Here is a 26541-nt window from a genome sequence, read left to right as displayed (position 1 = left end):
ATTTTTAATTTGCCATCGGACAGATCCAACTTGACGGTGATTTATTCTTTAAATAGTAATCAAACCACTGCCAAATCTTAAGATTAAGGTCCAACTGGTTAGATGGCAGAAGTACATTATGTGTCTCGTTAGAATATTCCAAAAACACCGCTTTTTTCTGTAATCTTTTTATTCCAAGAAAAAACATCTGTGACTGAAGGTGGGAAATATTTTTATCTTCTACCCCAGTCCAAATCAATACAGGTGCATCAATATTTTTCAGATGATAAATGGGAGAATTATCTCTGTATTTGTCATCATCTTCAAACAAATTCCGGTTCATTCTTAGCTGTTGATTTTCACTCCGTCGATAATTAGGCATCAGGTCAAATTCTGAATTTGTTAATGAAAAAGAAACGAGATCCGATACCATAACACCAGCAACACCCGTTTTGAAATAGCTGGAATTGGTCAGCGCCAAACCCGTTTCATAACCTCCGAATGATAAGCCTACAACCCCTATATTTTTATCATCTAACGGGGCTATTGTTTTCGCAATATCAATGCTTTTTTCCAAAGAAGTTATCACACTGTTTTTAACATTACTGATTTCATACTGTAAATCCGGCAAGAGAACCATATAACCATTCATTAGGTAATGCATATAGTGAAAGCCAAAAGTGGTTCTTAGGTAAGGTGGCCAAAAATACAGAAGATCATCCTGTGATTTTTTTTCATAAATATTGACAATCAGCGGATACTTCTTTCGCGGGTCATAATTGACAGGAAACAAAAGCGCTGCATTAGAAATGCCATATTGCGTTTTATATTCATAGATTTGATATTTTGATTTTTCAAAATGGTTTTTCTCATCTTTCATAGACTCATAAACTACGCTGTATATTCCTCTTTCAAATTTTGTCAATTTAAAAGGTTCAAGTGCAAAATGGGAGGTTAAAAAAAATCCGTTGCTGTAAGGTATCATTTCCTTATAGTGACCTTGCCTATATGAAGTCATCTTATTCTTTGAATATTTATACGTCGCAAATCCGGAGTCATAAGTCAACTCATTAAAAAGCTTGAATGTCAATTCTTTTTCCAAGTCCAGCATGGCAAACTTGAGATTCCACGGCGATACAGGATATTGATCTTTAGAAATCTGTATATTGTATTTAATATTTTTATCTTCTCCTGCTGTGATTTTTTGTATTTGATGCGTATTGAGATTGACCATATAGTAATCAAACTGATTGTGAAGCATTAGAGAAGATGTTCCTTTAATTTTGATGGGATGATCCGATGGAGAATACTGCAAGCCACTATACTTAGGGTTTTCCCATCTATGACTTTCCAAAGGGAAAAGCTCGTGATCCTTTCCTCCCCTGATATGAAGATACCTCCACCTTTTAAAATCAAAATAAATAAACTGCTCTGTAGCACGATCCCATAGATAATTGCCGTCATTTATTCTCTTTTTAGGCAGTAGGTAAGAACTTTTCCCATAATCCAGCATCAGGTTTAAATCAAGAACCGGATTTTGCTGCTCCTCTACAATATTTTCACTCTCATCATAAACCATAAAATCACCTTCCTCATTTAAAAATTTGTAAACAGGAAGTTTCAGCCTTTCGTCAGGCTGATAATCCCAAGTTTTATTGCTCAGGTTATAAATACCCATATGATGTTTGAGTATATTTTCATTGTTATTTCTATTTGAATAACTGATTTGCAGCTCAGGATTGGTCTTTGAATATAATTTACTTTTTAAATAGATCGGTACGATAAAGTGCGTTTCTTCTCTAACTTCCAAGTAACCTTTCAGATTCGCTGTAAATTCAAATGCTGAAGGGCTATCTATAATCTGCCTCGATAACTGATTCGACAGCACATCCACTTTGTAAAATTCTATTTTTGATCTCGTAATGTTCGCACAAAAGATACTATTCCCTGAATAAGTCAGCCACTGACAATCATTTTGCAACGTAAATATTTTGGTCTTTTGATTTTTAAGATTTCTTATGGCTAAAGACGTTCCTGAAGTATACATAAGCCGGATATTCTTATGATCAAAATGATATGCATTAATATTGTCCTCTCTCCATAATTCAGTGCCATCATAGGATACTGAAACCAATTCCTTGGCAGCAGCACTATGAAGTAACAGCTGTTCCGATGCAGTAGAAATATCAAACGTAAAGTTACCTGTAATATCTTTACTTTGACCGGTATTTATATTTAATATCCTAATATGCTTATCATTCCGCATCAGAAGAAGATGAGCGTTTAAAAAGTGATACTGATTATGCTTTTCAAGTACAGCCTTACTGCCGGTATTTACAGTAATCAGTTCGTCATCATTCTTACCGTAGGCATTACTATGATTCAGTACAACGTGCTGCCCTGTGGGGCTGGTCGCCGACAGTGAAGTGGTGTAATATTGTTTGTACACAGAATCCAAGCTGTCAATATTCTGAGAAAAGTAAAGCCCACTAATTAAAAACAACCCAATTAAATACAGTTTAATAGCCTTCATTTTGCGGATTTAAATTAGGATTTAAAAGAAGTTCGCTTTCCGGTAGTGGCAACAGCTTAAAATGCGTTTTCCATCCTGTTTTCTTAACAGCCATCACCGGGTCCAGTAGATTATGTTGCCTAAGATCATAGAAGCGATGTACGAATTCTGTAAACAATTCAGATCTCCTCTCTTTAATAACAGCATTCATCAAGGTATTTTGATCAGAATTTACTAATGATGCAAGCCCCGCCCTATTTCTTATTTTATTAATATCTGAAGCAGCCAGATCGTACTGCCCTTTTTGAAGATAAGCCTCTGCTCTGATCAGATAAAGCTCTTCTACCCTGAGAATTACCGAATATTCCAGGGAATTCGTGCTTGTAGAATATTGTTTGTACTTGAATGGATAGTAGTAAGTCTTGTTTTGAGAATCCGTTTTTTGCCCGATCCAGGTTGTTTTTCGTAAATCACCCGTCTCAAATTCATCAATAAAATCCTGACGGAGTGCAACATTGGTTGGCGGTGCCGTATTCAGTATAAATACGTTGCCCTGATAGGTATTGTAAATTGAACTGAAGGGCAGTAACTGCCATATACTGCCTGAGCTGTCTTTTAAAAACACTTTGCCCAGATCAGATTCCATTTTGTATTGCGTATTATTGATAACGGTACCGGCATATTGTATAGCGTCATCCCAATTCTTTTCGTAATAGGCTATCCGTGCTAAAACGGCATTAGCAGCCATCTTTGTAGGATATACTCTACTTCCGATAGCTAAAGTTTCGGGCAGCAGTGCATTTGCCGTTTGTAAATCAATTTTACATTGGGCATACACTTGGATGATACTGCTTTTACCTATCACCTGATTGGTTTCATAGTTTGTTGTGGCTACATAAGGTACAGGGCCGTATGTTTGGACCAGGTAAAGATGCAGCAGTGCTCTGAGAAAAAGACCTTCTCCCTTCAATCGGTTTCTAACTTCCGGACTGAGATTTTCAGAGTTTTCAACCCCTTCAATCACGGCATTGATGTTATAAATCTGTGTGTAAGTGGTTGCCCACAGGCTGCTGATTTTCGTGGAACTCGGGAGATGACTGAGTTGATAAAATATCGTGGCATCACTTGCAGCAGGGGCATAAGATTGTAGTTCATCGACATAGGCACTGAGCACAACCTGTGCACCTGAAGACGAGCCTGATAAAAACCCCTGTTCTTCTAGAGAACGGTAAATTCCTGCCATGGCAGATTTAGCTAACTGATCATCTTTAAAGACAACTTCTCTTGTGATCTGGCTTTTAGGCAAACCGACATCTGTAAATCGGTCGCAGCTGTGGCAGATCAGAAATGATATAATCAAAAGATGTACTACTATGATATTTTTAATAGGTATATTTTTCATAATGATGCAGTTTAATAGGTTAGAGAAAGGCCGAAGCTGATCACACGAAGTGGACTGCTGAATCCGGCCAGCATAAACTCGGGATTGACATCCTTGTTATTGGAAAACACGAAGAGGTTCTGTCCGCTCATAAATACTTTAGTCCTTAGTTTTGACTGGTCTGGTGATGGAATGCTGTAGCTTAATGTTGCGTTCTTCACTCTCAATGTGAATATATCTGAAACGGTGGCATCACTTAGCGTGTAGAGTGAACTCGCCGTAACTGCTGCTGTATTGTAACCGGCAGTTGGCTTTTGAAATTGAGCGTCAGGATTATCAGGCGTCCAATAATCATTGAAAACAGCCGGTTTATTTGCCATGTAGCCTATGTTTCCATACATAGACCTGATGTTGTGTTGGCTTTGGCTAATAAACTGCAAAAGGATATCTAAACTCCAGTTTTTATACTGAACACTGTTCTGTAATCCGCCATACCAGTACTCCTTGATTTCTTTGCTGACAACACGATCTGCGGTATTGATGATTCCATCAGAATTGGCATCGTAAAATGTATACAGGCCGGTCGTAGGATTAATACCCGTATATTGGTACAGCTTGACAAGATTTGTGGATTTCCCGATCTCAAATCGATTGGCATACGTCGATTTATCGAGGTTGGGAAAACTCATCAGCTTGTTTTCAGGGAGCGTAAAATTGAGGTTGGTTGTCCACCTCCAATGGTCCGTTTTAATATTGACTGACTCTAAGGATACTTCCAATCCCCTGTTTCTTACGGTAGCATTCAAGTTAGCCTGTATGCTGGTAAATCCTGTAGTGGCAGGCATTGGAACCCCGACCAGCTGATTGGAGCTGATGTTGTGATAATACCCCGCATTGAAATTCAGCCTCTGTTTAAAAAAACCAAGTTCAATCGCGGCCTCAAATTTACGGGTAAGCTCCCAACCGAAATTTTTATTATAAAGACGTTGCGGAACGATTCCTGAAAAACCTCCGTATGAGCCTCCGGTAGACTGATAGGTATCATAGTATTGATAATCTCCGATCTGGTCATTCCCTGCAACGCCGTAGCTGGTTCTCAGCTTTCCAAAACTTAGCAATGAGCTTTTCTTAAAGAAACTTTCTTCAGAGAATAACCATGCGGCTCCCACTGCTCCAAAATTGGCATATCTCCTCTCAGAACCAAACCGGCTGGAGCCATCCCGTCTGCCTGTTAAGTTGATAAAGTAGCGTTTATTATAGCCGTAGTTAAATCTTGCATACACTGCCTGATAGCGGTATAAGGTTTCACTGGCACTGGGAATCGTTATACTTGCTGCCGCTGAAATATTGTTAAGCATATCATCAGACGGAAAGTTCCTTCCTAATAGCACAAAATTATCTGATTTCTGTTCCTGAAATGATCCGCCTAATAAAGCTGAAAACTGGTGTTTTTCCAATCGTTTTTCATAATTCAGCTGAGGCTCCAAAATCCAGCTTTGGTTCATCTTCTGTCCTTTTCGTATCGATGAATTACTACTGCCTATATTACTGGATGGATTATAGGTCGTCTTGGGAAAAATCTTCTGGTCATTACTGTTGTAGGTGCTGTATCCGCTATTAAGGTTGATACTAAAGCCGCTTCCAAAATTATAGCTTGAAGTGATGTTGGCATTGAGGCTTTTGGTCTTTACTGAATAGGTCTGTGTTGCAGGTCCTATCGGATTGGTAAAGGTGTTGCTCTCCCAGTTGATCATTCCATTGGGCATATAGAGGTCAGGCGCATTTGGTGCTAGCGAAGCGTACACTAAATTGAAATCAGTTGGCGGCAGAACATTGTTTTGCAGCGCAGCAGTCCCGTTAAATCCAATCTGAAACTTCCGGTCTGCACTGGTGTGGTTTAGGTTGACTCCTAAATTATTTCTTGTATACCTGTAATTTCCGGGGAATACAGTCGTTTCTTCGTTATGACCTCCCGATATTGAGAATTGTGTATTGCCGCTTCCACCGGAGACACCGAGTTGTACATCTGAATACTCTGCTGTATTTCCCACAAAGTATTTTTGCCAGTCGGTGGTTTTTATTGAGCTCCAGACCCCATTGATGTCATAGGCATTGGAGGGGACGGCTACCCCATCATTGGCAAAAGCCAGTTTTCTCACGGCGATATACTCATTAAGAGTCATCATCTTTGGTAAGTTGGTCATCTGCCCAATTCCATAACTTGTTCTCAGATTGACTTCAGTTTTTTCTTTTTTACCTTTCTTGGTGGTAATCAATACAACACCATTGGCTCCCTTACTTCCATAGATCGCAGTTGCATCTGCATCTTTCAGTACTTCCAGAGATTCGATATCATCGGGATTGATGGAGTTTAAAGGATTGGATTCGCTGTACGGCAGTATCGTACTTGCCATCCCCGTGTTGAAATCATTAACTTGAGGTAAAGGAACACCATCGACGATATACAAGGGCTTGTTGCCGTCATAGCCCGTCGTGGCATAAGTTCTTAAACTGTTTCTTCCCCTGATCTGCACATCAAATCCTCCTCCGGGGACACTGGAAGTCTGTGTAATACTGACACCCGGCATACGTCCTTGTAAAGCTGAAAGGACGTTATTGACAGGTTGATTTTCTATTTCTTTTGCTGAAACTCTGGCGATACTACCGGTTCTTTCTCTGTCTTTAACCTTGTAGTAGCCGGCGTTGAGAATAACTTCTTCGATTCCCTTTACTTTTTGTTCTAAGTTGATATTAACGACCGTCTGATTAGTGAGTGTGACTTTTTTTTCTGCATAATCAGGATGTCTGAACAATAGGATGGGATTTTCTGCTGAAACCTTTATCGTGTAGGTTCCGTTATTAGCGGTCATGGTTACCTGATCACTACCCTCTTGGGAGATAATGACTCCCGACAATGGTTTATTAGATGAGGTGACGGTACCGGAAATTGTGCGAGTTTGGGCTTTTGATTGAGTGCTGACACCGGTCAGCATAAGGCCAAAGAAAATACCTCCTATATGGTAATAGGAATTTTTCATAGATTTGTAAAGGTTTTTAATTTTCTAAAGATTAATTACTGAACTACGCTCTTTCCTGATGTTTTAGGCGACTGACAGGAAGGGGCTTTTTACATTTTCTGTTTTAAGTTGAGTAGTTTTTTTGATTCTTTTTTTAGTAAAACTTTCCTGATGCCCTTTGGTATGAAAAAGGACTGGTGAGGTTCTGTAAGCAGTGACCATAAGGCACCGGAAAGAATTTAATATGAATGAATCTGTGTCCCGTGTAAGCTTTTTAAAGCCGCAATAGGTTGTACCCTCCTATTGTATCGTGTAGTCTGATACTATGTTTTAGGAAGCGGGCTTAGATTATAATGTTGAGATAAAGCGAACTGCATTGGAAAAAGACGGCATGGGTACTCTACATATCTGATTCGAGGCACTGGTATACCCATCCCAAGATAAGAGAGACCCACGCCTAGGTCGTGAGCCGCTTACTTATTATCTCAGGGATTTAAAAATTACCAGTTTTCGAACCGAGACTCTAAGCAATAGCTTCTGTATTTCTTTGAAGTATCGCAAAGTTACATTACTGTAACCTATTTTACAAATATAACAAAAGTTTTCATTTGTAGGTTAATTCAACTACAAATAATTGTTAAAATCTTTACAAATTGCCTTCTGAATGCTGATTTCAATGGATAGAGTTGAATTTCGAATAGCTTTTGGTAAGCAAGTTGAAAAGTTTAGGACAAAACTAGGCCTAAGCTATCGTGTATTAGCTCAAAAATGTGATGTCGATCATAGCAATATCAGTAAGATTGAAAAAGGAGAAGTTGATATAAGAATGTCCACAATACAAGAACTATCAAAGGGATTAGAAGTTCATCCTCAAGAATTATTTAATTTTAAAATAAATGAAAAATCCTAACTATTAAGTTAGGATTTTATGTTAAATATATTAGCGTGGTTTGAACACGTTAGTATTAATAAATAAAGATCATCCAATAGCTATAAAATCGCAGACCAGAATAAAGATTAATATTATGGCTTGAGAAATTCTAAATGACTACTGAAATATGGGTCTTCGCATCCGAATTTTATAGCTAATTTTCTATGTTTTTCTAAAGTTCTATAATAACCTTTAAAATTTTCATAATGGCTGTAATAAGATATTTTTACGTCTTGGCAATTATTTAAAATGAAATAGCCCTCCTTATCACTACCTATTCTATTACTTCTTTTCAAAGGAGCAATCAGCCAAGATTTTATATTATGATCTGTCAGTTCATTACTTCTTATCCCCATACGACGTAATTTAATAATTATCTCATCCGCTGTTGTAGCTTTATTGCCAAAGCTACTATTTTCATCAAGAATTTGGATTATAGTATTTCTTAAACCAAGAAGATCTCTGACAAAGCCATAATTGTAGTCATTCCTGCTTCCTTTACCAATAATATTTATTTTTTTATCAGATATATCAACACTATCATTACTAACTATAGAAAATCCTAAAGAATTTAGTTTTTCTGTATCTGTTGAAAAAGTATATAAAACTTCATCTTCAACTAAAATATTTTTAGCGTCTTCCCACGGATTAAAATAATTATCCTTATTTTCAAAAAAATTAAATTTTAATGCTAGAAGAGTATCATGTACTGAATTATCAATCATTAGGTTTAATGCTTCACTTCCATTATAAGCATTTCCTAAACTCACTTTAATTCTTTCATATAAGATATCTTCTAAGTTATCAAACTCGTTCAAAATCTCAGAGTCGGTTATAGTGTCTAACTTTTCAAGAATGTACCCTTGTGATTCCCAATACATCTTGTCGGTAAAGTCTATATGCTTATTTGTTAACACACTATTTTCCTCTGCTAATTGAATGGTTGTATCGACAAGTATAGCTAAATGTTTATCAAAATTTTTGGTAAACTTTTTACTTCGGTAATTATCAGTTAAAGTAATTTTCTCAAATTTTTCTCGAGCATTACGAAGAATATTATCCATCTTAATTTATTTTAACTATTTTATACATCTCATTAACAATTGTCGTTTCCGTTACCACTACTTTTCGAAAAGTATGGTTAGTACGATAGTGATGATTTTCATCGATTGTAGTTAAAGGTAGCAATTGTAAGTTATAGTCTAGATTTCCTTCACTTTGTAATTGCGATAACCACTTCTCAGCATTTCTATATTTTGACCATGCATTAGCACTATTTCCTAAAACTAAAATCTCCCCACCATTACGTAAAACTTGTCCTGATTTATTTAAAAATTTTTTACTATTCTCTTTACCTCTAAAACCAAATCCATATGGATTGCAAAAAATTGCTAAGTCAAAATCACGATCTATTTTCAAGTTGTAAAAATCTCCAACAAAATCTAAAAAATGTGAATTTGTTTCATCATAGTCTAATTTTTCATAAAAATGTGGAAATGCTGGCTGTTCCTTATCTGTTAAATAACACGCTGGATAAAATTTTTTTCCAAAACAATTTATACTTGCCCCAACTTCTAAATGGCGAATCTGCTTATTATTAGGAAAGTCGTCGTGATAAATTATTTCATTTTTATTAATATCAAGTACTGGCATCGAATCAATTTGCTACAAATCTATAAAATATGATTATATTTACTATTATGAATTACATCAATGATTACAAAATATTAAATGATGGTATTATCTTAATATCTAATTTCGAGGACAAAGGTGATATTTTATTTACAAAAATCAAAAATCATACTGATTGGGATAATAGTATTAAGTCAAGAAAAACTGCAAGTTTTGGTATGCCTTATAATTACAGTAACTTAAAATATGATTTTTTAGATTTTCCAGATTATATTTTAAAAATTATTGATCGATTGGAAAAAATTATTGATTACAGACCAAATAATTGCCTCATAAACTATTATTACGATAATCTATCAAAAATGGGTTACCATTCGGATCAAATCGATATCCTTGATTCAAATACTGGCATTATAATAATTTCATTAGGAGGTAAAAGAATAATGAGATTTAAAAACAAAATAAATCTCGAGCTTTTTGAAATCGTTTTAGAGCCAAACAGTTTGTTATACATGACTCAAGAAATTCAGGAGAAGTGGATGCATTCAATTCTATCTGAACAGGAAAATGAAGGGGAAAGAATAAGTATTACACTGAGAAAAATAAAATCTGAATTATAAAAAGCATAAGATTAAGATATACTTGGGACATGATTATAGTACTTTTTATATCTGCGTTTCAAACAAAAAAATATCCTTAACTTTATATTATAAAAAAACAAGTTATGGCAGAAAAGAAAGACGTACATGTTGTACCCAATCCAGACGGAGGCTGGGATGCAAAACGAGAAGAAGCGGAACGAGCTTCTAAGCACTTCGACAAAAAAGCTGACGCAGTAGAATATGGAAAAAATCTGGCAAGAAAGGATAAGGTTGAGTTTGTCCCTCATGGTAAGGACGGAAAAATTCAAAATCCCAACAGCTATGGAAGAGATCCTAACCCTCCTAAAGACAAAAAAAAATAGTTTATAAAACCGTCAAAAAAATATGACGGTTTTTTTTGACTTAATACCAAGTTTTATTTTGCCAATTAATATATACCAAAATTTTATGAGAACTGAAAACCCAGAATTAGCAAAGATTTTTACCGACTGTGCAAAAAAAGCAAAAGAACAGACAAATCTATGCATGTATCCTGGTTGTAGTGAGAAAGCAATAAATTCTCATATTATGCAAAAAAATGGAATCCTTTCATCACTATCCAATGATCAACATCTATGGGAATCTGCTGTAGACCATTTCAACGCAGAATATATTGGATTTAAAAGAAAAGGCATTAATAAAATATATACTTTTTTAGGTTTTTGCAATACCCACGATACTTCTGTATTTCAAAAAATAGAATCAAAAGATAAAATTGATTTTAATGATTATGAGTCATGTTTGCTATTTGCATTAAGAACAGCTTGTAATGAATATCGTATTAAAGAAATAGTTATTAAACAGCAAGAATGTACTTTAAATCATCCTGATACAGTTTCAAATGGAATGGTAGAAATTTCAATTGAACAAAGTAAAATTGGCCTACGTGACTTATCTTTTTTAATTAATTCCATGTGGAATGATCTAAAAAACAATACTGAAACATTTGTTTTTGAACATAGAGAGATTGAATTATTTGAATTATGCCTAAATTCAATTTATACTTATGATACATCTCAAGAAATACAGGATCACATAATTAGGTATGGAAAAGATATGGACAGAACTTCAGAAATTTTCATTTCATTATTTCCCTATAGAGGAAAATCAGTTTTGTTAATGGGTTACCATAAAGAAGATCAATTAAAAGTTAAATCTTTTGTAAATTTATTTTTCAAGGAAAATGAAAAGAGGTTAAGAAGAAGACTTTCGAGTCTAATTACTTTTAATTGTGAAACTTGGGTATGCTCTAATAATTTATATAAAAGTAAGTTTGAAGGTTTAGATTCTGAATTTTTTAAAACAATGCTTTTTTCAGGACAAAATGGAAATGAACGCAAAACTTTTAATGTAAATATTTTTGCGAAGGGTTTTAAAGAGGAGTTTAAAAATTTTGTAAAAAAAAACATAGGCTAATATTCTATGTTGCTAGGTTTGCTGAATAACTAACCATTGAAACATCATCATTGAATTTTATTTCTCATTACCACTAGCGATTACCAAAAAAACACAAGTGAACGCCTAATATAAAGTCCAAATTCATTACACATTGCTAATCAATAATTTACATTTCAAATCATCCCTATCAAAGCATTATTATTGTAAATTCTAATGATATTGACCATGTTTTTCAATTAGTTTTCATATATAGTTTATTGACAAGCCAATTTTTTGAAGCTATTCAATTTAAACAATAAAGGGTCCCATTTTTGGGACTCTTTATTATTTTTGAGCTAATTCTAACATTGCATTTGCCACACTTCTTGTTGTCTCATCATACACCTCATGACCATAATTATGTTTTTCATTTAATTCATAAAATGCTCTGTATATATCAAATGGATTTTGAGATTCAGAAACCCACTTGACTATAATATCAAGAATTTCATTCATTACAGGCTGGTAAGTCATTCGTCCATCTGATTTTCTTATTCCTTTATTGTCCGATTTCTTTTTTCCTAAATTTAAGAAGACATTCTTTTCATCATAAATAATGTCTCGAACCTGTTTGAAATCTTTCCCTTTCGGTAAAAAATCCATCAACAATTTTCTAATTCCCTTATAGTAAAGATTATATTTTTCTTCAGGATCTTCAAAATCTTTGCTGATCAAACTGCGTAATTCATCAAATTCTTCAACATTCCCGGTCTCGGAATTGATTGAAAGCTGTCTTCCTACTTTTTGGTTTGCTTCCTGTAGTAATTCTAATCTCTCAATATCAGCTTGAGATAACTCTTCTCTTTGCTGTGTTTTTTTATTATTTTCCATTTGCTATTATTTTAGTTCTAATACTTTTTTAATTTTTTCACTAGCTTCTTTTAAACTGACCTCGTCCCAAGAAATTGGATTCAGCCTCCTAACTGCGACTGAATAGTCTGGGTAAAATTCCTTAAAAGCCGCATGATAGTTTTTCCCGTATAAATCTTTTTGATACCAAGTAAAAAAAGAATATACTATGGCAGGATGAACCTCGATTTCTTCAGAGAATTTATTAACCAAATATGGATTATTTATATATTTTTTTATATAATGAAATCGATCTTCGGACATGAAAAAATTTCGAGCAAAAGTGTCAGCCTTATCCTCTATCAGAAATAAATCAGAATTATCAGATAGATGAAAACTACTCGTTTCAATGGATTCAAAATCAAATAAAACATGGTTCAACTCATGAAGAAGTGTAAACCATAAAGTCGCATAATTTTTATTAAAGTCTGTAATCACTACACACGGTTTTCCTTCCATAATAAATGTAGCACCTCTGACCTGTGTTGTAGACAGATAGCTTTGAAATATTACCGTTACTCCAACATTATAAAGTGCTCTGCAAACAGTTAATAATCCGTTAGAAACATCTTGTGAATATGGCTTAATTTTAACAATGAGTTCCTTCAGTTTATTACGATTATATTGATTCTGATTATTGATAACCTTAAAAGTTTGGTACGCGGATTTTATCCAAAAATCCTTCATTTTATCAGAATGCAACTTTTTAACTCTGCTATAAAGGGGTTCCTCGAGCTGTTCTTCAAACTCAAGAATTGAATCGTATCCAAAATACGTCAAAACTTTTCCAACTAAAATATCTGTATCATCTGATTGCTCAAAAAAACCAAGCTTAGTTAAGGCTTTGACATCAAAATTCTTCACTAGGAATGTTGCTTTTCTGGCTTTTTCAATAGCCCCAACATTTTCTAAACTCTGATTGCTTAATACTATTTTTATGAAATTATTGACATCAAAATCTAAAAACTCAGCAATTTTAATAATATGAATTAAATTTGGTTGCTTCGCCGTCCCGCTAACAATTTCTTCAAAAACATCTTTATCAATATTTAATAGTTTTAATGCTTTTGTTTTGCTCAGATTATATTCTTTTATTTTTTCATCGAAAACAATCCTGATATCTACTACATCTTCATCAAAGATAGATTTAAGTAATAAATTTATATCCGTTTTACTCATATTTAAAGTAATTTACCCTCGCAAATATACATAAATTTAGACATAAAAATAACTTTTGAGGGAAATTACCCTTTTTTTTAAAAAATTAATATTTTGCTTTATCAAAATATTAATTATCTGTGTGCAATTTCCGACTTACGGAGCTTTGAGCTACTTTAGATTCATGTTTGAGAATATTGTACAAAAAGAGAATTAATAAAAATAGAATCCTTTTATTAATTTAACTCCAGCCTTTGATTCAAATCTAAAATTGTAAACATTAAGAATCCAAAGCAATTTTAGTGGGATTTTATTAAAAAACTCATTATAAAATTAGGGTTATGGTTTTCCGTAAAAAATTCTGTAAAAGTAATTTTAAATTTGAAAATTAAAATTTATTTACAATGAAAAAATCGCTACTTTATCTCGTATTACTACTCTCAGTAATTTCCTGTACAAATTATTACACTGTCCTACTACAGGAAGATACACCACTCTACTCAAGCAGTAATACCGAAACTTCTACAACAGTTATTCCCAGAGGTACAGAGGTTTATTTGTCATCAAAACCCAACAGGAAAAATTACAGAAAGATTAAATGGGGAAATTATTACGGCTGGGCAAATAATCCTCAGCATTCAACATACAGCACCTATACCAAGACATCAACCTATACTTCTCCAACAGTCAGCTCAGGTTCCAGCTATAATTCAGGATCAAGTTCCGGAGGATCGGTAAGTGTTAAGGGCTATACCCGAAAGGATGGTACGTATGTTCGACCGCATACCAGAAGTGCTCCGAGAAGAAGGTAATATTGAATCAAGGCTTATTTCCCAGAAAGTTTCTTATTCTATTATTTCAATAATGTCAATACGGTTTTCCGTAATGAATTTATAGAATGGTGTTTTAGTTTTGAAGTTGATATTAATCTGTTTTAATATCAGAAAAAAGTATTAACCAATTCATTTTGCTATGAGCACAATCGAAGCTATCAAGCCGGGACCTAAACCGAAAAAACCAGATGGTGAGCCCGACAGAAGGAGGAGAGTCACTCCTCCCAATCAACCTAAACATCCGAAATTGAAACCTCATGAACATGAGAAAGGTGATTAATTAGGATGGATGGAATTAGCAGCTTTAGGGCTGCTTTTTTTTGTTACATTTTAAACATAGATATGCTTAACTTGTACGGAAATATGAACTATGAGAAATATCCTAATGATTAGCTTTTTTATAGCTTTCTGCAACGTGTTTTCACAAGAAATTAAAATTCAGAAAGAGAAATGGCATTGGAATAATAAAACACAGGACAGCATTGCGGGATACGCTCAGGCTGTTAAAGTGGACAATGTAATCTATATATCTGGTGTGGTAACCAGTAATATAACACCAGAGGGGATTACGTCGGTCTACAATAATTTAAAAGCGGTGCTGGCAAATTATGGAGCCACGTTTGACAACGTGGTCAAAGAAAACCTGTACACTACTGATATTGAGGCAATAAAGAAGTATAATGATGTCCGTAAGAAATTTTACAGCAATGATTTCCCTGCTGCAACATGGGTACAGGTTCAAAGATTATATATGCCGGATTCTAAGTTGGAAGTTGAATTGGTTGCACATTTACCCAAGTAATTTATGTTATGAGATAGATTTTTTTATCTAAAATTAAGATAGCCTAAAAGAATATATTCGTGAAAAGAAACTAAACTCACAGACTGAATAGTGGTTTAAGAATAATTATCATATAAACTCTTTTTTCTATTTTTACTTTGAACCGTACAGGTAAATAAATTGAACCGTAAAGGAAAGTTAGTTGATTGATAAATGGAGATCTTTGTCTTATTATATTAAATCAATTACATGTCAGAAATTACAAAAATTCAGTTGGGTCAAAATGGACCTATGGTATCTAAGCTGGGTCTTGGATGTATGCGGATGTCCTCGATCTGGGGTGGGCCGACACCGGATGAAAAAGAAAGCATTGCAACCATTCATCAGGCTTTGGATAACGGAATCAACTTCCTTAATACAGGAGATTTTTATGGTGCAGGTCATAATGAAATGCTAATTGGAAAAGCGATCAAAGGAAGACGGGATGATGCCTTTATCAGCGTGAAGTTCGGAGCAATCTTCCACAATGGTCAATGGATCGGACTGGATCTTCGTCCGGTAGCAATCAAAAACTTTGTCAATTACTCTCTGACCCGCCTGGGCATTGAAACGATCGACCTGTACCAGCCAAGCAGGATGGACGGAAGTGTTCCGATCGAGGACATTATCGGAACGATCGCAGGCTTGGTGGAAGAAGGAAAAGTACGCCATATTGGTGTATCGGAAATTAATGCTGATCAGCTTCGGAAAGCCAGTAGCGTTTATCCAATCAGTGCATTGGAAATCGGTTACTCTCTAGCAGACCGTCAGATTGAAGCTGAGCTGTTGCCTACTGCCAAAGAATTTGGGATTGGTATCGTAGCATTTGCCAATACGGCGGAAGGTCTTTTGACGGGTGATCTCAAAGCACCTATTGCTGCGGATGACCACCGAAATCACTTTTCCCGTTTTCAAGGTGACAATCTGATCCACAATCTTGAAAAAGTTGAAGTGTTAAAAGAAATGGCTCGAATTAAAAATGTTACCCCGACACAGCTTGCCATTGCCTGGGTCAAAGAGCAAGGCGACCATATTATGCCATTGGTAAGTATGAGCCGTAGGTCAAGACTGCCTGAAAACATTGCTGCGATGGATATTGTATTTTCGTCTGAAGAAATGAACTTATTAAACAGTACATTTGCAATAGGTGCCATAAAAGGCGGCACTTACCTACAAAGATAAATGGAAAGTCCAGCAGAAATTCTTCCGGGTGTTATATTCTATTCCTACCTTTCTTCAGAAAGGAAGGAAAAGGCCTGTGTCTGGAATCACCACACACTGGTATTGCAGGTCTCGGGACAGATGATTCTGGAGACTTCGGAGCAGAATATTAACATCTCTGCGGGCAATGTATTGTTGATCCATAAGAACCAGCTGGGAACACTAACCAAAACACCGGGACCAAATGGGCATTATGAAACCATCGTCATCTCCCTCCAAGAGGATCTGATGCGCCAGATCGCATTGGAAGAAAAACTGGAAGCTGATGGTAAATATACCGAAATGCCGAATCTTACCCTTCCGAATAATGATTTTCTTCAAGGTTATTTTCAGTCGATTGTTCCGTATGCCAGAAGCTCCGGTGCTGAAATGACCGACGAATTGGGACTGTTGAAAGTAAAGGAAGGCATCAAGTTAATGTTGCTTGCCGTTCCTGAGCTGCGAAATTTTCTGTTCGACTTTTCAGAGCATCATAAGATAGATCTTGAGAAATTTATGTTAAGTAACTTTCACTTTAATGTACCGGTTGAGAAGTTGGCTCAATTGACAGGAAGAAGCTTATCAGGATTTAAAAGGGATTTTCAGAAGACATTCGGAATGCCTCCACGCCAATGGCTGCAAGACAAAAGGCTGAATGAGGCAAAACATCTTATAGAAAGTAAAAAGAGAAAACCTTCTTCTTTCTATCTCGATCTTGGTTTCGAAAGCCTGTCACATTTTTCTTATGCCTTTAAGAAGAAATTTGGAAATGCGCCAACCGAGGGCTTGGTAAATAGTGATTAAAAAAAAGTCCGAAGAATAAATGATTCTTCGGACTTTTTTAATGATAGAGCTTATCACGGGTTTTATACTATTTAATTTTATCTATTTTATGGAAATTCAAAGATTGTTTCGCATTTATCTGAGAGAACCAAAAAGGCATCAAACTTTTTCCCACTTTTGGCCTTCATATTTTTGATGAGTGGTGTTTTTCCTGTTTTTATGAGGGAAGTGATATGATCATTGCTGAGCTGTACGCCGCATATCGTTCGGAATAAAATCCATTGGCATTGCTCATCCGGGCATTTAACGATTTTGTCTTTAATGATGGGATTATACTTCTGGCATTTGGGACATTTGATTTCTGGGATGTTTTCTTGGGGAATGTTGAGTGATAGCAGTTCTTGAGTGATTTCATTAGTGTAGTTTTTGATGTCTGTGATGAATTGTTTTGAATCGATTTCTTTTGTTTCAATTTGATGGAGTGTCATCTCCCACTCTGCGGTCATCTGGACATTGGCAATCTTTTGGTCTTTGATGAGATCATAGACCTTTTGGCCTTTATCAGTTGGGATCAGTGTTTTGCTTTTTCTAGTGATGTAGTTTCTTGTGATTAAGGTTTCAATAATGGATGCTCTGGTAGCAGGTGTACCAATACCGATGTTGGCTAAAGCTTTTTGCTGTTCCTTATCGTCAATATGTCTGCCTGCATTTTCCATAGCAGAAAGAAGGTCAGCTTCCGTGTAGAGTTTGGGAGGGTTGGTCAGTTTTTCCTGGAGTTCGGCTGATGAGATTTTAAGTTCATCGCCTTTTTTGAATTCTGGAAGTTCAATGAGTTGTGGTTGTTGTGTCTGGGTATGATCGCTATTGTTCTTGCTGGTATTATCTTGGTTTGGGTACGCTTCATCAGACAATAGACCTTTGATGGCTCGCCATCCTTTGCTGAGTATTTTGGAACCTCTGATAATGAACTCATAATGATGGACTTTGATGGTGATGTGGCTGACTTCTTTGGAGCAGTGTTCTGATAAGGATTCTAGTAGGCGGTAAACGATCATCTCGTAAATTGCTTTTTCACTGGCAGATAAAGCGGATGGAATTTTAGTAGTCGGTAGAAGACCATGATGGTCCGTGACCTTGAGATCATTGACAATGCGTTTATTGAAATTGCCGAACTTGAGTGTAGATATCGCTCGTTTGAATGGATCGGTTTGACTGAGTATTCTTATGCGTTCGGGGATTTCTGACCAAAGGTCTTCGGGAATGTATTTGCTTCCGGTCCTGGGATAGGTGATGAACTTCTTTTCATACAGGCTCTGCGCAGTCTGTAAAACCTCATCCGCAGATAGTCCCAGCTTTCGGTTGGCTTCCTTCTGAAGTTCTGTCAGATCGAACAATAATGGAGACTGTTCCTTTACATTATTAATGGAAACATCTTCTACGGTGGCTCTACCCTCCCGCTCTATGGCTTTTAAGATCTGCTCTGCCTGTTTTTTGTCTTCCCACTGCTGGTTGGAAAGACTGGCGAAATTTAAATAGTCCTTGCGATGTTGTAATTGGATCTGCCAGTATTTCCTTTGTTTAAAATCTTTATTATCTTGAAATCTCTTGCAGATCAATGCTAATGTCGGGGTCTGAACTCTTCCCAGGCTATAGACATCTTCGTTTGCTGCTATGCTTAATGCCTGGGTAGCATTGATACCTACCAGCCAGTCGGCTTCGCTTCTGGCTTTTGCAGCATCATAAAGTCCATCGAAATCTAAACCGGGTTTAAGGTTTTTAAAGCCTTCCTGTATCGCTTTTTCTGTGAGTGAGCTGATCCAGAGTCTTTCAAATGGTTTGCTGCATTGGAGGTGATCATAGATATAGCGGAAGATCAGCTCGCCTTCTCTTCCTGCATCGGTCGCAACGATAATGCTTGCGCATTGACTGAAGACATTTTTAATGATCTTAAGCTGCTTTAAGGCAGAGGGGTCTGGCTTGTAGTTTTTTGAGTTGGCTGCTTTTGTTCTTCTTGGAGTGAGGATGAAAGGATCGGGAAAGATAGGCAGAGAGGCTTTGTCAAAGCCCCTTATGCCATAATCTTCCGGCATTCCTAATGATACTAAATGACCCAATGCCCAGGTCACGCAGTACCCGTTTCCTTCAAAGTAGCCGTCTCTTCTGTTGTTGGCATCGAGTATTTGGGCAATTTCTCTGGCAACACTTGGTTTTTCTGCAATAATGGCTTTCATAGATTTTGGATTTGATGATGGTTATGGTTGATTTATACTTGAGAGATTGAAGATTCTGAATTGAATGGAGTTTACATTACATTTTCCTTCCTCTTGATCTGGCAGGTTTTTTCTGCTGCTCCTGTTGCTGCTTGTTGGCAGGTTCCTGCTGTTTGGACTGAAGCGGTTCTTTGATGTTCTTCGTCGCTTCGTTGGTCTTGCTGTCCGTATTGACCGCCGTCTGGGTTTTATGGGATTCTGATGGCTGGGCTTTTTCCCTGAGCTTGTTAGGATTGGTAAATGAGAAGTCGGTCTTGGCAGTCTCTTTATTGAACGTGATGTAGCCTTGGTATTCTTTGCCTTTACTGTCGGTTAAACCGCTGACATACACCGTCTCACCTGCCTTGAATTTCTCATATTGCTTGTCATCCAGTTCCTTATCCCTGAAAACTCTTGGAGGTTCGCTGTTTTTATTTTGATTTTGGCTTGGTTGATTGCTTTCTTTTTGAGACTGGCTTTGCTGCTGCTTTTGGTTGTTGTCAAATATGAATTCGACATAGCGCTTATCTGCATTGAACTGCACGGTAGCATCGAAGCTGGTTCCCTTAGTAGAGGTCATCCCTTCGAGATAAAGAGGCTTGCCTTCTAGCAGGGTTTGTTTTTGATGCTCGTCTAATTTGATTCCTTTGATTTCGTCAGGGATCTTCATATACTCAGCTCTGTAAGCCACCAGTTCATTGGTCAGGCGGTCACGGCTGATGATGGAAGGAATGATCTCATCGGTCTTAGGGTTGACCAGATCCACTACTCTTCCCATATTGCCACTCTCCATCAGGTTCTTTTTGTCTTCTTCGCTAAACTCGTGTCCCAAGAACTTGAGGTTAAGATTGGGTTCTCTGCGGATGCTGTGAAGCTTAATGCCGATATCCCCTGTATCGCCTTCCTGTAAAGATAGCCTGACGTCCATTTTGCTCACAGCAGCGCCGAGATTAATGGTAATAGGGATCAAAGTATTGGTCTTGTAGCCTCTCAATAGAGGATCCATAGCATTCATCTTTTCAAGCTTCTCCTGGGTAAGCCCGAATTTTTCCATCGTTTTCCAGTCGATCTGCTCCGGCTGGAAACGGTATTCCTGATTTTCTGTGTTGTTTTCCATTGTTTTCTGATTTTTTAATGGGTTGTTATCTTTGGGTAAAATTTCATATTCCTTGAGCTTTTCTTTTTCTTCAGGGGATGCCTGATCGACATAGTTCTGAAGGTCCTTTGCGGTATCGACAGCATCGTACTCCGAAACTTTGAAGAAGTTGAAATGGGTAGGATTTTTAAGCTGCCGGTAAAAATTGGAAAAGAAGTTGGAGAATACATCTCCGTGCTTATCGACCCTGATGAGCTGGTCGTTCTTTTTCCTTTCTTCCGGCGGTACTTTTTGGAGATTTCCTTCTTTATCGATTCCCTTGACCATCTCTATCCTGTTGTTATGGATATTCAGAACCAATAGGGTATCTGAAGCGGGTTTGATTTCATTGTTTATGTTGGGTTGGTTATCTTCCATCGCTGATCATTTTAACAGGATGAAAATAGACCGGCTTATGGTTAACCAATTGAAATAAGAGCGGTGTCGATCGATTTGGCTGTGATTGTCCTTGTTTTTTATTTGTTCAGACTGCTTCTGATGAGCTGGTGCACATCGGACAGCTTATAGTAGAGCTTACCGCTGATGGTATAATAAGGGAGCTTTTTATTGGTTCGGTATCTCTGAAGAGACCTGGAACTTATTTTAAGAAGCTGCAAGACGTCCTGGTTGTCGAGCAGCTGTTCGCCGTCAATCTCGATGTACTTGGATTGTTTTGCTGCGATGTGTTCTTTGAGGAGGTCGAATCGTTCCATGATCCTTTCCATCCATGCGGTAAATTCTGTTCTTTCAATATTCATAACCGTGATTTTTGATGTTAAAATGATATGAACAGCTGATCAGCTCTGTTGGTGTAAAGTTGAATATTGGAGCTGAGATAAAATCACTACTTTTTCGTAGTACCGAAAAGATTTTTTATCATTTTTAAATGTCGTATGATAAAATTTCGGCTGTAGGTGCTTATAAAAATAAAGAGCATTGATTTGACATTCAGTCAAATCAATGCTCTTTTAATCAAAGCTGAAATCTATACCCTTATCAGACTAATTTACAGCCATTAAACAGTAGGTGCTGAACCGCCGTCTACAGAAATATTGGCTCCTGTAATATATTGAGCTTCCGAAGAGGCTAGAAATGCTACGATGCTGGCGACTTCCTCAGGCTCTGCCATCCTTCCTAAGGGCACGCCGACCGTATCAATAATATTTTGAAAAGAATCCTCAAAACTCGATCCTGACTGTTGAGCAATATTTTCAACAAACTCATTCATAAGTGGTGTTCTTACAACACCGGGAGAGACCGTATTAACTCTGATGCCTTTAGGTCCTACTTCATTTGCCAGTGCCTTGCTATATGCATTTAATGCAGCTTTAGCCGATGAATAAGACATTGTCATCTCCCAAATAGGTTGTTTTGCAGCGCCGGTCGAGATATTGATGATCGTACCTTCCTTCTGCTTAAGCATCGCAGGTAAAAGGGCTTTGTTAACCCTTACCACTGACATAAAATTAAGTTCCCAGTCCTTAAGCCAATGTTCATCTTCCAATGTATTAAAGCCTCCTCCCGGGCTTAAATTAGCACCGGCATTATTAACGATAATATCTATTTTACCATACTTTTCCAGAATCTCTTTTGCGATGATTTCTGCACTATCTGCCTGTGTAAGATCAGCAGCAATAAAATGATGTCTGTTGGAATTTTCTTTTCCTTCAGCACGTGCTGTTGTAACAACGATCGCTCCGCTTGCACTCAATTTATCAGCAATAGATTTACCTATTCCTTTTGTACCGCCTGTTACTAAGGCGACTTTTCCTTTTAATGAATCATACATATTGTATTGTATTTTAAAATTAAGTTGCAAATCTATTTCCATTACTTTACTTTTGCAAGTAGTTACACTAATGTATATTAATAACCTGAATGTAACTTTTATTGTAAACCAGATATTTATGGAAAAAGAAAAAATTAAAAAACCTGAAAATAAATGTGAACTTCAAAAGATCTTGGATATTATTGGAGGAAAATGGTCGATGTCGATCATTTATGCACTGATTTTTGATAAAAGGCGTTTTAAGGAATTGGAGAGGATGATACCCGGAATCAGTACCAGGATGCTGGTGAAGGAACTGAAGAATATGGAAGAAAATGGTATTGTCATCCGTAAGGCCTTTGCAACGGTTCCGCCCACCGTGGAATACTCATTGACACCCAAAGGAAGAAAGTTGGAAACCAGCATCAACGAACTTTACAAATGGGGACTGGAATATGGAATTACTGAGAACGGTAAGCAGTAAGATTGAACATTATGAAATTCTTAAAGGCTTTAAAATCCGCTGGTGCACATCCGCTAATGATTAGGCGAACCAATTTCACAGTACCTTTTTTATAAAGTAAAATCTCCTACTCGCCAATCAATCTAAATACTTTAAATTTTTAAATTCTGTTTTGTGAGAAGATTTTCCGATAATAGAACAAAGAAGCCTGGTGTGGGCCTCTTTGTTTCAACATATCATACACTGAAATAACACTTAATCTACGAGGCCGACAAACATCTCAGATAATTTCTCAGGTCCGGTAAGCATCGCATCATGTCCTGTGGCAAGCTCCAAATACTTCCACTTCAATTTCTTATCCGATTTTACTTTTTCACTCATTTCCTTCATAATCGGTAATTGTGGAGATGTACATGCAATATAAACCAGGGGCAGACCATTTCCAAATTTGTGGTTTAAATGTAGTTCTTGTGAAAAAGTCTGAAAAGGTTGTGGTGTAAGTCTTTGCTTTACCCATGATACCATTTTGGGTTCTGTAACTCCAAACAGAGCGACATCGAAAGGATTGAAATTTTCTTTCTTCCTTATATTTTCCATTTGAATCTTCCGAACCGCTTCAGGCTGCATTGATATCGGACTTTGGCCGTTTTCAAAAAGCATAGCATCTAAAAAGATCAATTTGTGCAATCTTTCAGGAATTCTGTCTGCAACACCTTCTATTACTGCTCCTGCATAGCTGTGTCCTACAAGATAAACGTCGTTTAAATCTTCCATTTCGATCAAATTGACAATATCCTGAATATGGGTCTCTATATTTACAGACTCATTTATAAGATGTTTTCTCTCACCCAAACCAGTCAGCGTCGGTGTATATACTTTATAATTCTTTTTTGATAGATCCTGGTCAACTTCCTGCCAACACCACCCACCGTGCCATGCTCCGTGTACAAGAACAAATGTTGCCTTGTAATCTTTTTTCTGAGCTTGTAAAAAGATTAGATTGCTTAATAGAAAAAGCAATGTCCATAACGTTTTTAATTGTTTCATTTTTTCTAATTTTACATTGTTGGATTAACATCGCAAAAGTACCCTCGCTCCCTTAGTCTGACAATAACTCATCCCAAAATGAGCAATAAAGAAATAATATGGCAACACCAAGAAAAGAATTATCGTCCAACACTGAAAACTTACATACACTAGCTGAAGCCTGCGATGTCAATGATGTTTTAGCATCCATATCATTGCGCTGGAAAATGCAAATTCTTTATTCTATCGCCGAAGGGCTATCTCAATTTAGTACGCTGAAAAAAGCATTTCCCAATTTGTCGGATCAGGTTTTAAGTACCCGGTTGAAGGAATTAAAGGATGAATATTTAGTCACTTCGGAAAATATAGAAGACACCACGCCCAAGCAGATCCGTTACACTCCCACAGATAAAGGTGCACAACTTTTGAAAATTATCCTTGACCTGCACCATTGGGGAATAGAATGGAAAATGGCAGGAAAAAATTATTGTACGATCAACAAGTAACAATTAAAGAATCTTAGAACATTGATATTATTCTTTAAGTTGTATTATGATCAGCTGAATCATAAGATTTTACATCACCATACCAAGCGGTTAATCGTGGTTTTAACATCATCTTGTCATACATTTTCTCAGTTCGCTGTAGATGCAGCTTTTAGGAGAATATATTCAAATTCATCAACTTCTTCTCTGTTAATAATGTCCGCTTTTTAACTGAAACATGTTTTGTTCGTCATTGTATAAATATAATAATTATCACTTATATATACTTTCTTGGACTATTAAAAATAAACAGCATATTTAATGAAATGAACAAGTTTTAGTACACATTTTGTACAGCTTTGAGAAAAAAGCTATGAATCGACATTATTATTGGTCTTTATGTATTTTTTCTGCGGTATTTATTTCAAACATATGTTATGGACAGCAGAAATCTCAAAAAAAATTCTCTTTATTTAATCCTGTTCCAAGAGCTGAAATGCGTGACATGGAAACCGATCGGCCGGATGTGACCGAATCTCCTTATACTGTGGACGCGGGACATTTTCAATATGAAACGGATTTAATGAGATCAGTACGAGAAACATCTGAATCACAGAAAACACATACCCTGCTGATCAATCAGGGGAATATCAAGCTCGGAGTAACCGGCTCTACTGCGGTACAGATCGGATTTCAGACCTATGGAATGCAGAAGCAGACTGATTTTACTTCAGGAGAGATTTCTAAATCAAATGGATTTGGAGATATTAATCTAAGAGTTAAACAGAATATCATTGGTAATGCTAAAGGAAATTTTGTTATGGCAATCCTGCCGTATATTAAATTTCCGACTTCTCATTATGATACAGAAAGTAAACTGGAAGGAGGTTTGATTGTACCAATGCTTTACAAGCTGCCGGGTGAATGGAATCTGGGATTTCAGGTAGAAGCAGACCGATTGAAAGATAAGGATCAGCCGTCTATGCATACTGAATTTTTACAGACCTTAACCCTCAGCCATTCTTTGACTAAAAATATTGATGGCATTGCTGAAACCTATTATACCTATGACTTTAAAGCCCACCAATTCTCTAATTATATTAATGCTGCTATTCAGGTGGAAGCTGCGAAAGACCTGAAATTTGATGCAGGAATCAATTACGGCTTACAACATTCTGCGGAAAGACAGTTCTTTGTTGGTGCATCATATAGACATTAAATAACAGCCATTTTAATAAAAACAGCTTTTGATGATATCAGTATAGGCCAAATTGATCCGTATAAAAACAAACAGCTCGGGCGTATGTAAACCTTCTTATAAAAAGAAGGTTTTAAGGTTTTGGTTTAATAATTAAATTAAGCTTTAGCATGATCGCGTAGCGCTTTAATTTTACTGTGAGAAGTTATTAGGTACTGCTTCTGCTGACAAAGCAATACTTTGGTCTTTTATATTAGCGACTTATATAAAAGTTGATGATATTATAAAAAGATGTGTTTACGTAACTATATAAACATGGCTCTTTCAAATCTATGCTGGTAGGCATTCAACCCCGCAATTTTTTCATCATGCGACGTGTAAGTAATTTCTACCGAAAAATAATGGAACTGGTAGGAGACAAAAGTTAAATCCTTTATTTCTCTTTTGTTAGTAATGAGACCATAAGAATCAACTATGGAATATTGATCTTGTAATGAGAGATTTTTAAAATCAAAAAAGGAAATATCAAAGCTCATAATTATAATTTTTATGGTTCAGCAAAATCAAATTCTTTACCAAAAGAATTAATACCCGGCTGTTTTAATAAAATTTATTTTACAGTGATTAATTAATCTCTTTAAACAAAATATCAAAAGCAGGAGTTTCCGCTTTTGATATTTTTATTTCATAAAAGTCAGACAGTAATTATGACTCTAATAACATTACAAATGTTTAGCTAATCTCTTAGATCAATCTAATCGAGTGGTTTTCTGCCCGAAATAATATTATACAGTACAACGATGATGGCAATAACCAAAAGCGTATGGATTAATCCCCCTGTATCCATTCCTGGAATCACACCAGCCATTCCTAATACCCAAGCTATTATACATATAACAGCGACTAACCAAAGTAAATTTTTCATAAGTTTTATTTTTTGATGTTATTACTGGTCTTGCATAAATTATGCCTAATATAGTGAGGAGAGAATAGGTAAATCCAGACTCTCAAAACCTTGTATGATTTCACCATAACTTTAAAATT

The 26541-nt window shown here is 36.3% G+C and carries 24 protein-coding genes; 11 read left to right on the top strand and 13 right to left on the bottom strand.

Annotated elements, in window-relative coordinates; all coding sequences use genetic code 11:
* Positions 1–4 precede the first annotated feature (4 nt).
* Genes LUD75_RS12705 through LUD75_RS12695 form a run of 3 tightly spaced genes read right to left on the bottom strand, consistent with a single transcriptional unit; the run spans position 5 to position 6865 of the window.
* On the bottom strand, positions 5–2512 hold the full coding sequence (locus LUD75_RS12705; protein WP_232706075.1) for a prolyl oligopeptidase family serine peptidase: 2508 nt from the start codon (positions 2510–2512) through the stop codon (positions 5–7).
* Entirely contained in the window at positions 2499–3893 is a 1395-nt protein-coding gene (locus tag LUD75_RS12700; protein WP_232706074.1) for a RagB/SusD family nutrient uptake outer membrane protein, read from the bottom strand. The genes LUD75_RS12705 and LUD75_RS12700 overlap by 14 nt, the downstream gene beginning before the upstream one ends.
* Before the next feature lie 11 nt (positions 3894–3904).
* Positions 3905–6865, bottom strand: a complete 2961-nt coding sequence (locus LUD75_RS12695) for a SusC/RagA family TonB-linked outer membrane protein (protein WP_232706073.1) — start codon at positions 6863–6865, stop codon at positions 3905–3907.
* Positions 6866–7565: 700 nt separating this feature from the next.
* On the opposite strand from LUD75_RS12695, the gene LUD75_RS12690 reads away from it, so the two are divergent.
* Positions 7566–7799 (top strand): helix-turn-helix transcriptional regulator, encoded by a 234-nt coding sequence (locus LUD75_RS12690; RefSeq protein ID WP_232706072.1) that lies wholly within the window; start codon positions 7566–7568, stop codon positions 7797–7799.
* Positions 7800–7912: 113 nt separating this feature from the next.
* On the opposite strand, the gene LUD75_RS12685 is transcribed toward LUD75_RS12690, so the two are convergent.
* A complete protein-coding gene (locus LUD75_RS12685) occupies positions 7913–8884 on the bottom strand; it encodes a hypothetical protein (RefSeq protein WP_232706070.1) in 972 nt (323 codons plus the stop codon).
* Between the two features lies 1 nt (position 8885).
* Complete coding sequence (locus LUD75_RS12680) at positions 8886–9473, bottom strand: hypothetical protein (protein WP_232706068.1); 588 nt, start codon at positions 9471–9473, stop codon at positions 8886–8888.
* Positions 9474–9520: 47 nt separating this feature from the next.
* Between LUD75_RS12680 and LUD75_RS12675 the strand changes: the two genes are divergently transcribed.
* The 3 genes from LUD75_RS12675 (at position 9521) to LUD75_RS12665 (ending at position 11509) form a co-directional block, all read left to right on the top strand.
* Positions 9521–10072, top strand: coding sequence for an alpha-ketoglutarate-dependent dioxygenase AlkB (locus tag LUD75_RS12675; RefSeq protein WP_232706067.1), 552 nt, complete (start codon positions 9521–9523; stop codon positions 10070–10072).
* Positions 10073–10176: 104 nt separating this feature from the next.
* On the top strand, positions 10177–10416 hold the full coding sequence (locus LUD75_RS12670) for a DUF2188 domain-containing protein (protein WP_232706065.1): 240 nt from the start codon (positions 10177–10179) through the stop codon (positions 10414–10416).
* 85 nt (positions 10417–10501) lie between these two features.
* Positions 10502–11509, top strand: a complete 1008-nt coding sequence (locus LUD75_RS12665) for a hypothetical protein (RefSeq protein WP_232706064.1) — start codon at positions 10502–10504, stop codon at positions 11507–11509.
* Between the two features lie 306 nt (positions 11510–11815).
* Here the strand turns inward: LUD75_RS12665 and LUD75_RS12660 are convergent, their stop codons facing one another.
* Both LUD75_RS12660 and LUD75_RS12655 read right to left on the bottom strand, forming a co-directional pair.
* Positions 11816–12361, bottom strand: a complete 546-nt coding sequence (locus LUD75_RS12660; protein ID WP_232706063.1) for a hypothetical protein — start codon at positions 12359–12361, stop codon at positions 11816–11818.
* A 6-nt stretch (positions 12362–12367) separates the two neighbouring features.
* The gene (locus LUD75_RS12655; RefSeq protein ID WP_232706062.1) at positions 12368–13558 is read right to left on the bottom strand and encodes an ImmA/IrrE family metallo-endopeptidase; all 1191 of its coding nucleotides are present in this window, start codon (positions 13556–13558) and stop codon (positions 12368–12370) included.
* A 383-nt stretch (positions 13559–13941) separates the two neighbouring features.
* On the opposite strand from LUD75_RS12655, the gene LUD75_RS12650 reads away from it, so the two are divergent.
* The 4 genes from LUD75_RS12650 (at position 13942) to LUD75_RS12635 (ending at position 17194) form a co-directional block, all read left to right on the top strand.
* On the top strand, positions 13942–14349 hold the full coding sequence (locus LUD75_RS12650) for a hypothetical protein (RefSeq protein ID WP_232706061.1): 408 nt from the start codon (positions 13942–13944) through the stop codon (positions 14347–14349).
* 391 nt (positions 14350–14740) lie between these two features.
* Positions 14741–15172 (top strand): RidA family protein, encoded by a 432-nt coding sequence (locus LUD75_RS12645; protein ID WP_232706060.1) that lies wholly within the window; start codon positions 14741–14743, stop codon positions 15170–15172.
* A 228-nt stretch (positions 15173–15400) separates the two neighbouring features.
* Entirely contained in the window at positions 15401–16372 is a 972-nt protein-coding gene (locus LUD75_RS12640) for an aldo/keto reductase (RefSeq protein WP_232706059.1), read from the top strand.
* Complete coding sequence (locus LUD75_RS12635; RefSeq protein WP_232706058.1) at positions 16373–17194, top strand: AraC family transcriptional regulator; 822 nt, start codon at positions 16373–16375, stop codon at positions 17192–17194. It abuts the gene before it with no gap.
* A gap of 86 nt (positions 17195–17280) precedes the next feature.
* On the opposite strand, the gene LUD75_RS12630 is transcribed toward LUD75_RS12635, so the two are convergent.
* From LUD75_RS12630 to LUD75_RS12615, 4 genes are all read right to left on the bottom strand, one after another.
* Entirely contained in the window at positions 17281–19404 is a 2124-nt protein-coding gene (locus LUD75_RS12630) for a type IA DNA topoisomerase (protein WP_232706057.1), read from the bottom strand.
* A gap of 76 nt (positions 19405–19480) precedes the next feature.
* Positions 19481–20935 carry a DUF3945 domain-containing protein gene (locus tag LUD75_RS12625; RefSeq protein WP_232706056.1) on the bottom strand — a complete coding sequence of 485 codons (1455 nt, stop codon included), beginning with the start codon at positions 20933–20935 and terminating at the stop codon, positions 19481–19483.
* A 98-nt stretch (positions 20936–21033) separates the two neighbouring features.
* Positions 21034–21315, bottom strand: a complete 282-nt coding sequence (locus tag LUD75_RS12620; RefSeq protein ID WP_232706055.1) for a helix-turn-helix domain-containing protein — start codon at positions 21313–21315, stop codon at positions 21034–21036.
* A 257-nt stretch (positions 21316–21572) separates the two neighbouring features.
* Positions 21573–22388 carry an SDR family oxidoreductase gene (locus LUD75_RS12615; RefSeq protein WP_232706054.1) on the bottom strand — a complete coding sequence of 272 codons (816 nt, stop codon included), beginning with the start codon at positions 22386–22388 and terminating at the stop codon, positions 21573–21575.
* A 76-nt stretch (positions 22389–22464) separates the two neighbouring features.
* Between LUD75_RS12615 and LUD75_RS12610 the strand changes: the two genes are divergently transcribed.
* The gene (locus LUD75_RS12610; RefSeq protein WP_232706053.1) at positions 22465–22809 is read left to right on the top strand and encodes a helix-turn-helix domain-containing protein; all 345 of its coding nucleotides are present in this window, start codon (positions 22465–22467) and stop codon (positions 22807–22809) included.
* Positions 22810–23043: 234 nt separating this feature from the next.
* Here LUD75_RS12610 and LUD75_RS12605 read toward each other — a convergent pair whose 3' ends face one another.
* Entirely contained in the window at positions 23044–23835 is a 792-nt protein-coding gene (locus LUD75_RS12605) for an alpha/beta fold hydrolase (protein ID WP_232706051.1), read from the bottom strand.
* Positions 23836–23933: 98 nt separating this feature from the next.
* Between LUD75_RS12605 and LUD75_RS12600 the strand changes: the two genes are divergently transcribed.
* The gene (locus LUD75_RS12600; protein ID WP_232706050.1) at positions 23934–24320 is read left to right on the top strand and encodes a helix-turn-helix domain-containing protein; all 387 of its coding nucleotides are present in this window, start codon (positions 23934–23936) and stop codon (positions 24318–24320) included.
* 484 nt (positions 24321–24804) lie between these two features.
* A complete protein-coding gene (locus LUD75_RS12595; protein ID WP_232706049.1) occupies positions 24805–25518 on the top strand; it encodes a transporter in 714 nt (237 codons plus the stop codon).
* Positions 25519–26251: 733 nt separating this feature from the next.
* Here LUD75_RS12595 and LUD75_RS12590 read toward each other — a convergent pair.
* Complete coding sequence (locus tag LUD75_RS12590) at positions 26252–26422, bottom strand: lmo0937 family membrane protein (RefSeq protein WP_232706048.1); 171 nt, start codon at positions 26420–26422, stop codon at positions 26252–26254.
* Positions 26423–26541: the final 119 nt, after the last annotated feature.

It is taken from the genome of Epilithonimonas sp. JDS (assembly GCF_021261315.1).
In the GTDB taxonomy this organism is placed as follows: Bacteria; Bacteroidota; Bacteroidia; order Flavobacteriales; family Weeksellaceae; genus Epilithonimonas.
The sequence above is the reverse complement of the archived record's forward strand: the minus strand, read 5'-3'. Positions and strand labels throughout refer to the sequence as shown.

What these genes read in the sequence shown, in the direction of transcription:
- LUD75_RS12705 (WP_232706075.1), bottom strand. Translation starts at nt 2,512, where the DNA reads ATGAAGGCTATTAAACTGTATTTAATTGGGTTGTTTTTAATTAGTGGG.
- LUD75_RS12700 (WP_232706074.1), bottom strand. Translation starts at nt 3,893, where the DNA reads ATGAAAAATATACCTATTAAAAATATCATAGTAGTACATCTTTTGATT.
- LUD75_RS12695 (WP_232706073.1), bottom strand. Translation starts at nt 6,865, where the DNA reads ATGCTGACCGGTGTCAGCACTCAATCAAAAGCCCAAACTCGCACAATT.
- LUD75_RS12690 (WP_232706072.1), top strand. Translation starts at nt 7,566, where the DNA reads ATGGATAGAGTTGAATTTCGAATAGCTTTTGGTAAGCAAGTTGAAAAG.
- LUD75_RS12685 (WP_232706070.1), bottom strand. Translation starts at nt 8,884, where the DNA reads ATGGATAATATTCTTCGTAATGCTCGAGAAAAATTTGAGAAAATTACT.
- LUD75_RS12680 (WP_232706068.1), bottom strand. Translation starts at nt 9,473, where the DNA reads ATGCCAGTACTTGATATTAATAAAAATGAAATAATTTATCACGACGAC.
- LUD75_RS12675 (WP_232706067.1), top strand. Translation starts at nt 9,521, where the DNA reads ATGAATTACATCAATGATTACAAAATATTAAATGATGGTATTATCTTA.
- LUD75_RS12670 (WP_232706065.1), top strand. Translation starts at nt 10,177, where the DNA reads ATGGCAGAAAAGAAAGACGTACATGTTGTACCCAATCCAGACGGAGGC.
- LUD75_RS12665 (WP_232706064.1), top strand. Translation starts at nt 10,502, where the DNA reads ATGAGAACTGAAAACCCAGAATTAGCAAAGATTTTTACCGACTGTGCA.
- LUD75_RS12660 (WP_232706063.1), bottom strand. Translation starts at nt 12,361, where the DNA reads ATGGAAAATAATAAAAAAACACAGCAAAGAGAAGAGTTATCTCAAGCT.
- LUD75_RS12655 (WP_232706062.1), bottom strand. Translation starts at nt 13,558, where the DNA reads ATGAGTAAAACGGATATAAATTTATTACTTAAATCTATCTTTGATGAA.
- LUD75_RS12650 (WP_232706061.1), top strand. Translation starts at nt 13,942, where the DNA reads ATGAAAAAATCGCTACTTTATCTCGTATTACTACTCTCAGTAATTTCC.
- LUD75_RS12645 (WP_232706060.1), top strand. Translation starts at nt 14,741, where the DNA reads ATGAGAAATATCCTAATGATTAGCTTTTTTATAGCTTTCTGCAACGTG.
- LUD75_RS12640 (WP_232706059.1), top strand. Translation starts at nt 15,401, where the DNA reads ATGTCAGAAATTACAAAAATTCAGTTGGGTCAAAATGGACCTATGGTA.
- LUD75_RS12635 (WP_232706058.1), top strand. Translation starts at nt 16,373, where the DNA reads ATGGAAAGTCCAGCAGAAATTCTTCCGGGTGTTATATTCTATTCCTAC.
- LUD75_RS12630 (WP_232706057.1), bottom strand. Translation starts at nt 19,404, where the DNA reads ATGAAAGCCATTATTGCAGAAAAACCAAGTGTTGCCAGAGAAATTGCC.
- LUD75_RS12625 (WP_232706056.1), bottom strand. Translation starts at nt 20,935, where the DNA reads ATGGAAGATAACCAACCCAACATAAACAATGAAATCAAACCCGCTTCA.
- LUD75_RS12620 (WP_232706055.1), bottom strand. Translation starts at nt 21,315, where the DNA reads ATGAATATTGAAAGAACAGAATTTACCGCATGGATGGAAAGGATCATG.
- LUD75_RS12615 (WP_232706054.1), bottom strand. Translation starts at nt 22,388, where the DNA reads ATGGAAATAGATTTGCAACTTAATTTTAAAATACAATACAATATGTAT.
- LUD75_RS12610 (WP_232706053.1), top strand. Translation starts at nt 22,465, where the DNA reads ATGGAAAAAGAAAAAATTAAAAAACCTGAAAATAAATGTGAACTTCAA.
- LUD75_RS12605 (WP_232706051.1), bottom strand. Translation starts at nt 23,835, where the DNA reads ATGAAACAATTAAAAACGTTATGGACATTGCTTTTTCTATTAAGCAAT.
- LUD75_RS12600 (WP_232706050.1), top strand. Translation starts at nt 23,934, where the DNA reads ATGGCAACACCAAGAAAAGAATTATCGTCCAACACTGAAAACTTACAT.
- LUD75_RS12595 (WP_232706049.1), top strand. Translation starts at nt 24,805, where the DNA reads ATGGAAACCGATCGGCCGGATGTGACCGAATCTCCTTATACTGTGGAC.
- LUD75_RS12590 (WP_232706048.1), bottom strand. Translation starts at nt 26,422, where the DNA reads ATGAAAAATTTACTTTGGTTAGTCGCTGTTATATGTATAATAGCTTGG.